Origin of the sequence: Stenotrophomonas maltophilia group sp. Smal32, from assembly GCF_030237085.1 — a bacterium.
GTDB classification, from domain to species: Bacteria; Pseudomonadota; Gammaproteobacteria; order Xanthomonadales; family Xanthomonadaceae; genus Stenotrophomonas; species Stenotrophomonas maltophilia_Q.
In genome coordinates, this window is record NZ_JASJSI010000160.1 from 1 (window position 1) to 7,405 (window position 7,405).

General features: G+C 65.8%; 7 protein-coding genes. 5 read left to right on the plus strand and 2 right to left on the minus strand.

What is annotated here, in order from left to right; translation table 11 throughout:
- Nucleotides 1-325 precede the first annotated feature (325 nt).
- The 3 genes from QRO91_RS21290 (at nt 326) to QRO91_RS21300 (ending at nt 2,848) form a co-directional block, all read left to right on the plus strand.
- Complete coding sequence (locus QRO91_RS21290; protein WP_100443623.1) at nt 326-1,093, plus strand: sulfurtransferase; 768 nt, start codon at nt 326-328, stop codon at nt 1,091-1,093.
- Nucleotides 1,094-1,285: 192 nt separating this feature from the next.
- Nucleotides 1,286-2,281, plus strand: a complete 996-nt coding sequence (locus QRO91_RS21295) for an LLM class flavin-dependent oxidoreductase (RefSeq protein WP_049428961.1) — start codon at nt 1,286-1,288, stop codon at nt 2,279-2,281.
- Between the two features lie 69 nt (nt 2,282-2,350).
- Nucleotides 2,351-2,848 carry a pyridoxamine 5'-phosphate oxidase family protein gene (locus QRO91_RS21300; protein WP_049428962.1) on the plus strand — a complete coding sequence of 166 codons (498 nt, stop codon included), beginning with the start codon at nt 2,351-2,353 and terminating at the stop codon, nt 2,846-2,848.
- A gap of 109 nt (nt 2,849-2,957) precedes the next feature.
- On the opposite strand, the gene QRO91_RS21305 is transcribed toward QRO91_RS21300, so the two are convergent.
- Both QRO91_RS21305 and QRO91_RS21310 read right to left on the minus strand, forming a co-directional pair.
- The gene (locus QRO91_RS21305; RefSeq protein WP_049428963.1) at nt 2,958-3,617 is read right to left on the minus strand and encodes an exopolysaccharide biosynthesis protein; all 660 of its coding nucleotides are present in this window, start codon (nt 3,615-3,617) and stop codon (nt 2,958-2,960) included.
- Nucleotides 3,601-4,905 (minus strand): hemolysin family protein, encoded by a 1,305-nt coding sequence (locus QRO91_RS21310; RefSeq protein ID WP_005408992.1) that lies wholly within the window; start codon nt 4,903-4,905, stop codon nt 3,601-3,603. Before QRO91_RS21310 ends, QRO91_RS21305 begins: the two co-directional genes overlap by 17 nt.
- Nucleotides 4,906-5,197: 292 nt before the next feature.
- Between QRO91_RS21310 and QRO91_RS21315 the strand changes: the two genes are divergently transcribed.
- On the plus strand, nt 5,198-5,824 hold the full coding sequence (locus tag QRO91_RS21315; RefSeq protein ID WP_004152833.1) for a DUF47 domain-containing protein: 627 nt from the start codon (nt 5,198-5,200) through the stop codon (nt 5,822-5,824).
- Nucleotides 5,825-5,837: 13 nt separating this feature from the next.
- The gene (locus tag QRO91_RS21320; RefSeq protein WP_006431323.1) at nt 5,838-6,959 is read left to right on the plus strand and encodes an inorganic phosphate transporter; all 1,122 of its coding nucleotides are present in this window, start codon (nt 5,838-5,840) and stop codon (nt 6,957-6,959) included.
- The last annotated feature ends 446 nt before the right edge of the window (nt 6,960-7,405 follow it).

Here is a 7,405-nt window from a genome sequence, read left to right on the forward strand (position 1 = left end):
GGGGGGGGGGGGGGGGGGGGGGGGGGGGGGGGGGGGGGGGGGGGGGGGGGGGGGGGGGGGGGGGGGGGGGGGGGGGGGGGGGGGGGGGGGGGGGGGGGGGGGGGGGGGGGGGCGGGGGGGGGGGGGGCGGGGGGGGGGGGGGGGGGGCGCCCCCCCCCCCCCCCCCCCCCCCCCCCCCCCCCCCCCCCCCCCCCCCCCCCCACGCCTCTGACAGTTCCCCGCGGCTGTTGGTAGGTGTCGACCTTGGTCGACACAGCAGATCCACGCCATGCGTGGATGAACGTGAAAATCTGACCCTTTGGCTGTCTGGCGCTAAAATGGCGGGATGATCGCCAATACCGCTGCCTACCATTTCGCCGTCATCGACGCCCCCCAGGCCCTGTGCGACCAGCTGCTGGCGCGTGCCGAGGCGGCGGAGCTGCGCGGCACGATCCTGGTGGCGCGCGAGGGGTTGAACCTGTTCCTGGCCGGCGCGCCGCAGGCCATCGAGGGCTTCTATGCGGCGCTGCATGCCGATGCGCGTTTCGCCGACATGCGGGTCAAGACCAGCCTGAGCGAGCACCAGCCGTTCGCGCGGCTGAAGGCCAAGGTGAAGGACGAGATCATCAGCTTCCGCCGCGATGATGGCCAGCCGCTGGACTATCCGCGTGCGCCGGCGGTCGATCCGGCCACGGTGCAGCGGTGGCTGCGCCAGGGGCATGACGACGCCGGCAAGCCGGTGGTGATGCTCGACACGCGCAATCTGCAGGAGGTGGAGTACGGCACCTTCAAGGACGCGCTGGTGCTGCCCATCCACAAGTTCACCGACCTGCCCGGGGCGCTGGCGCCGCACCGCGAGGCGCTGAAGGACAGCACCGTGGTCAGTTTCTGCACCGGTGGCATCCGCTGCGAGAAGGCCGCGCTGTGGATGGTCAACGACGGCATGGACAATGTGCTGCAGCTCGACGGCGGCATCCTCGGTTACTTCGAGGCAGTGGGCGGCGAAGGCTACGAGGGGCGTTGCTTCGTGTTCGATGAGCGCGTGGCGCTGGATGCAGAATTGAAGCCCATGGTCGATCAGCCGCTGCCGGAGCCGCGCCCGAGCGCGTTCTGACCGTGCTTCCGTAGAGCCGAGCCCATGCTCGGCTGCTGTTGGTCGACGAATGGCAGCCGAGCACGGGCTCGGCTCTACACGATCCGGCGGGCGATGAACCGGCCACACGGGAATCAGCATCCCGCCACCGTCACTGGCCGTTGCGCACGGCCGACCCCATGCATGGGGAATCCTGTGACGGAAAACCGCCTGATGATCCCGTTGTCGATCCTTGACCTGGCCCCGGTCTGCGAGGGCAGTGACACCACCGCCGCCTTCGCCAACATGCTGGAACTGGCCCAGCACGCCGATGCACTGGGCTATCGCCGCTACTGGCTGGCCGAACACCACAACATGCCCGGCATCGCCAGTGCGGCCACCGCCGTGCTGATCGGCCATGTGGCCGGGGGCACGAAGCGCATCCGCGTCGGTGCCGGCGGCATCATGCTGCCCAACCATGCGCCGCTGCAGGTGGCCGAGCAGTTCGGCACGCTGGCCTCGCTGTATCCGGACCGCATCGACCTCGGCCTGGGTCGCGCACCCGGCACCGATCAGCCGACCGCGCGTGCACTGCGCCGCTACTTCGACAGCGCCGATCAGTTCCCGCAGGACGTTCGCGAACTGCTGCACTACTTCGAACCGGTAGAGCCCGGGCAGGCAGTGCAGGCGGTTCCGGGTGGGGGGCTGCGGGTGCCGACCTGGATCCTCGGTTCGAGCCTGTTCGGCGCGCGCATGGCCGCCTCGATGGGCCTGCCGTACGCGTTCGCCTCGCACTTCGCGCCCGACGTGATGGACGAAGCGCTGGCGGTGTACCGCCGCGAGTTCCGCCCCTCGGCCACGCTGAAACAGCCGCACGCGATGCTGGCCTTGAACGTTGTCGCCAGCGACAGCGAAGCCGAATCGCGGCGTTTGTTCACCAGCCAGCAGCAGAGTTTCGTCAACCTTCGCCGCGGCCGTCCTGGCAAGATTCCGGCACCGATCGACGACATCGAGTCCTTCTGGGAACCGCATGAAAAGCTGGGCGTGGAGCGGGCATTGGCCTGCACCGTACTGGGTGATCCGCAGCAGGTGGCCGAGGGCATCGCCGCCTTCGTCGAACGGCACAAGCCCGACGAACTGATGCTCACCGCCAATCTGTACGACCACCGCGCTCGCCTGCGTTCGTTCGAACTGGCGATGCACGCCTGGCATGCCCGCCACGCGGGCTGAACAATTGCGTCACGGCCTGTTGCGGCCGAACCGCGTCTGATGGGGCCTCCTACTTCTGGAGTCCCCACCATGGCCGAGACCCGCGCCGAACACATTGCCCAGCTGGCCGAACTGATCAAGGACGTGGAGGTGGCGATGTTCACCACCACCGGCGTCGACGGGCGACTCTACAGCCGGCCGCTGGCCACCCAGCAGGTCGCCTTCGACGGTGACCTTTGGTTCGTGATCACCGGCGACAGCCCGAAGGTGGCCGAGATCGCGCTCGATCCGCGGGTCAACGTGGCCTACGCCTCTCCATCGAAGAACACCTACGTGTCGGTGGCGGGGCGCGCGCGCGTGGTCGACGATCGCGCGAAGATCGAGGAGCTGTGGTCACCGGCGATGAAGCTGTTCTTCCCCGGTGGCAAGGATGACCCCAACCTGCGCCTGATCCATGTGCGCGCCGACAGTGCTGAATACTGGGATGGTCCGGGCACGCTGCTGGGCAAGGCGCTGACCTTCGTGCTGTCGGCGGTGCAGGACGAGCCGGCGGCGTTGGCCGACAACGGTTTCATTGATCTGCGCTGAGGGCACGCCCCATCCACGCATGGTGTGGATCTACTGAATCCAGATACCCGCATCCCCCCGGTAGATCCACGCCATGCGTGGATGGGGTGTGCCCGGTGAATTCCGGCTTTCAGAACCAGCGCTGGAACAGATCGACGGTATAACCCACCAGCTGCCCCGAACTGAAGCCGAAGAAGGCGATCGCCGCCAGCGCCGCGATCCAGTTGAACAGCATCAGCGCACCATCGCGTTCCAGCAGCGCCAGCGAGAACAGCAGCAACTGGAAGCCGAACAGGAAGTTGGTGAAGGGAATCGGCAGCGACAGCAGGATGCCCAGCAGCACCAGCAGCAGGCCGGTGAAGGCATGCGCCGGCAGCGGTGTCAGCAGCTGGGGCAGTCGCGGCTTCAGCATCTTGTCCAGGCGCCGCAGCGGGCGATCGATACGGTCGAGGAAGCGGTGCATGGTGCCGCGCTTCGGCCCGCGCCGGGCAATGAAACCGGGCAACCAGGGGCGGCGCAGGCAGCACAGCATCTGCAGCCCGATCAGGACCACCAGTGGACCGCTGACCGCGCCGCCCATGCCCGGAATCGGAATGAACGAGGGCAGGATCGCTACGAACAGGAATACGCCGAACGCGCTCTGCTGCAGGTTGCACAGGATCTGGCCAAGCGGCATGTGTTCGGCCGGATCACCGGAGGCGAACATCTCCAGCAGGGTGCGGATGCCCTCGTTGCGGTAGGCCGGGCGCTCGATGCCCGGACCCTGGCCGGCCTCAGGCGGTGAGCTCATCGGCCTGCTCGTCGGACAGCGTGCGCAGCAGCAGCTTATCCACCCGCGCACCATCCAGGTCGACCACCTCGAAGCGCCAGCCGGCCCAGTCGAAGTACTCGCCCGCGTGCGGAATGCGGCCGAAGTAGTGGATGCACATGCCGGCCAGCGTGTAGTAGTCGCCATCCTCGGCATCGGGCAGGTCGTTGCTGCCGATCAGTTCACGCACGTCTTCGATCGGCAGCGAGCCGTCGACCAGCAGCGAGCCGTCCTCGCGGGTCACCACCAGCGCATCCTCGTCGGCGTTCTCCACCGCCTGCAGGCGGCCGACCACCGCGCCCATCAGGTCGCTGATGGTCACCAGGCCCTGGATCTCGCCGTACTCGTCCACCACCAGTGCCATCGACTGCTGTTCCTCGCGGAAGATTTCCAGCAGCTTCATCGCATGGGTCGATTCGGAGACGTACAGGGGCTCGCGCAGGGTCTGGAACAGCGCGTTGTCGCCGCGCGCCATGCGCGTGGCCAGCGATTTCAGCTCCAGCACGCCGACCACGTCCATGTCGTTGTCGCGGTACACCGGGTACCGCGAGAACTCGTGCTCGGCCATGATTTCCAGGTTGCGTTCCAGCCCGGCCTGGGTATCCAGCCACGCAATGCGGTTGCGCGGGGTCATCAGGCTGTCGGCGGTGCGGTCGCCCAGGCGCATGACGCGGTTCATCATGTCGCGCTCGTGGGCATCGATCACGCCCGCCTCGTGGCTCTCGGCCACCAGCATGCGGATCTCTTCTTCGGTCACCGAGGCGACTTCATCCTTGCCCAGGCCGAACAGTCGCAGGACCAGCTGGGTGGTCTTGGACAGCAGCCAGACGAAGGGCAGGGCCAGCTTGGCCAGCCAGCTCATCGGCATCGCCACCAGGCCGGCAATGGCCTCCGAACGGGTCAGTGCCAGGCGCTTGGGTACCAGTTCGCCGAAGATCAGCGTGATGAAGGTGATCAGGCTGACCGCCAGCGCCGTGCCGATGTTGCCGGCGTAGGCGAAGCCCGGCATCAGGCCCTGGATCCAGCCGGCGAAGGCCTCGCCCAGTGCTTCACCACCGAGGTAGCCGGTCAGCACGCCGATCACGGTGATGCCGATCTGCACGGTGGACAGGAAGCTCTCCGGCTTCTCCGACAGCTCCAGCGCCTTGGCGGCGCGCTTGGAGGTGGCGGCCATCTGCTTCAGGCGGCTCTTGCGCGAGGTCATGACCGACATCTCGGACATGGCGAAGAAGCCGTTCAACAGAACAAGCGCGAAGACAATCAGGATCATTTCAAACACGGGCGTCGTCCCCGGTTGGTGGCAGGGAGGGCGGGTGCTTGCGATGGCGGCAGGCGCTCAGGAATGGGGTCCGGCGCGGCGCTGGGGGATAAGGGTCGTCGTCCATAAGGTGCGCCCGAAGGCGCGCTGGCATCTTAGCAAAGGGGCGTGGCAGGGTGGCAACCGCCTGTTCAGGTTGGGGGTTCAACGCCCTTGAAAGGGGGCGGGGATACCCGAGATGGTCATCTAGCCGTCATAATTCCGTCTGGTGCCGTCCTTCCCGCGACGGCTGACAGGTTTCTCAATGTTCTCTCTGCAGACCATTTTCGGTTCCGGCAAACAGTTCTACACCCTGCTCGATGAGGCCGCCGTCGCGGCGTCCGACGCCGCCAAGGCGCTGCATTCCATGCTGCGCGAGGCCGACCGCCAGCCCGCGCTGGACGCTTTCAAGCTGGCCCGCCTGCGCGAACGCGCGGCCTCGGACAAGATCAGCCAGGCGCTGGTGGACAGCTTCATGACCCCGATCGAGCGCGAAGACATCGAAGCGCTGGGTTCGGCCCTGTACAAGATTCCGAAGCAGATCGAGAAGTTCGCCGATCGCTATTCGCTGGCCACGACCCACCTGGAACACATCGACTTCGCGCCGCGCGCGGCGATGCTGGAACAGGCTGCCGGCGTGGTGGTGGAGATGGTGGCCGACCTGCGCCACATGAACCTGGACCGGATGACCGCGCTGAACGAGAAGCTGCGCTCGCTGGAGAACGAGGCCGACCGCCTGATGCTCGAGCTGTACCGCGACATCTATTCCGGTCGCCTGGACAACCTGCAGATGTTCCTGCTGAAGGAATTCTTCGAGATCCTGGAAAAGGCCATCGACCGTTGCCGCGAGGCCGGCGTGGTGGCGTACCAGATCGTGTTGAAGAACAGCTGACGGACGCCGCCGCATGTTGACCCTTGTCCTGGTGGTGATCCTGGCCGCGCTCGTCTTCGAGTTCATCAACGGCTTCCACGACACCGCCAACTCCATTGCCACCGTGGTGGCGACCAAGGTGCTCTCGCCCGGCTGGGCGGTGATGCTGGCCGCCTTCATGAACCTGATCGGTGCGCTGACCGGTACGGCCGTCGCATTGACGATCGCCTCCGGCCTGCTCAACACCAACGTCGTCGATGTCACCCCGCAGGTGATCCTGTGCGCGCTGCTCGGCGGCATCATCTGGAATCTGATCACCTGGTGGAAGGGCCTGCCGTCCTCGTCCTCGCACGCGCTGATCGGTGGCCTCTGCGGCGCCGGCCTGGCCGCGGCCCATAACAACTGGGACGCGCTGATCTGGTCCGAGCGTCTGGGCAGCTGGGCCCAGAACAAGGGCCTGCTGTGGAAGGTGTTCGTGCCGATGATCACCTCGCCGATCGCCGGTTTCCTGCTCGGCATCGTGGTGATGGTGCTGCTGTGGGGCCTGATCGCCGGCCTGGCCAAGATCGGTGGCGCCATCGGTCGCCTGGCCCGTCCGCGCATCGTCAATGCGTTCTTCGGCAAGGCCCAGATCGCCTCGGCGGCCTACATGGGCTTCGCCCACGGTCACAACGACGCGCAGAAGACCATGGGCATCATCGCCATGACCCTGATCGGTGCCGAAGCCACCGGCGCATTGAACGACCTGCCGTCCTGGCTTGCCTTCATGCACCCGGACGCGCATGCCGGTGACGGCATCGCGATGTGGATCGTGCTGACCTGTGCGGTGGTGATGGCCGCCGGTACCGCCTCGGGCGGCTGGAAGATCATCAAGACCCTGGGCCACAAGATGGTCAAGCTGCACCCGATCCACGGCTTCGCCGCGGAGACCAGCTCGGCCACCATCCTGACCCTGGCCGCCCACTTCGGCATGCCGGTCTCGACCACGCACAGCATCTCCACCGCGATCATGGGCGTCGGCTTCGCCAAGAACCCGCGCTCGCTGAAGTTCGGCGTGATCGAACGCATCGTCTGGGCCTGGATCCTGACCATCCCGGCGGCAGGCGGCTGTGCGTACCTGATCCTGAAGCTGTTCGAGCTGTTCGGCTGGACCTGATCGCCACGCCAAGGTTGCAAACGAAAAAGCCCGCCGATATCCGGCGGGCTTTTTCATGGGCAAAGAATTTTTCCGCACACATCGTGTCGACCAAGGTCGACACCTACCAGAGCAGAAGCAGGGATCCGATCCCGTGCCGACCAACGGTCGGCACCCACCAACAGCAGCAGGAACCTGTCAGCGGCGGGGGGGGGGGGGGGGTGGCGGGGGGGGGGGGGGGGGTTTTGGGCCTCTATTCGCCCCCCAACCCCGTTTTTATGTGTGTTTTTATAAAAACAAAACACCCACCACAACTCCAAAAAACAAAATTTAATATTTTTGTTACATAAAACGTTCGGGGAGCCACCCTCCCCCCCCACCCCAACAAACAATTAAAAATAAACACAAAAAAAAAAATCAAAACCCCCACCTTGTGTTTTTTTTTTTAAAAAAAAAATATAACAAAA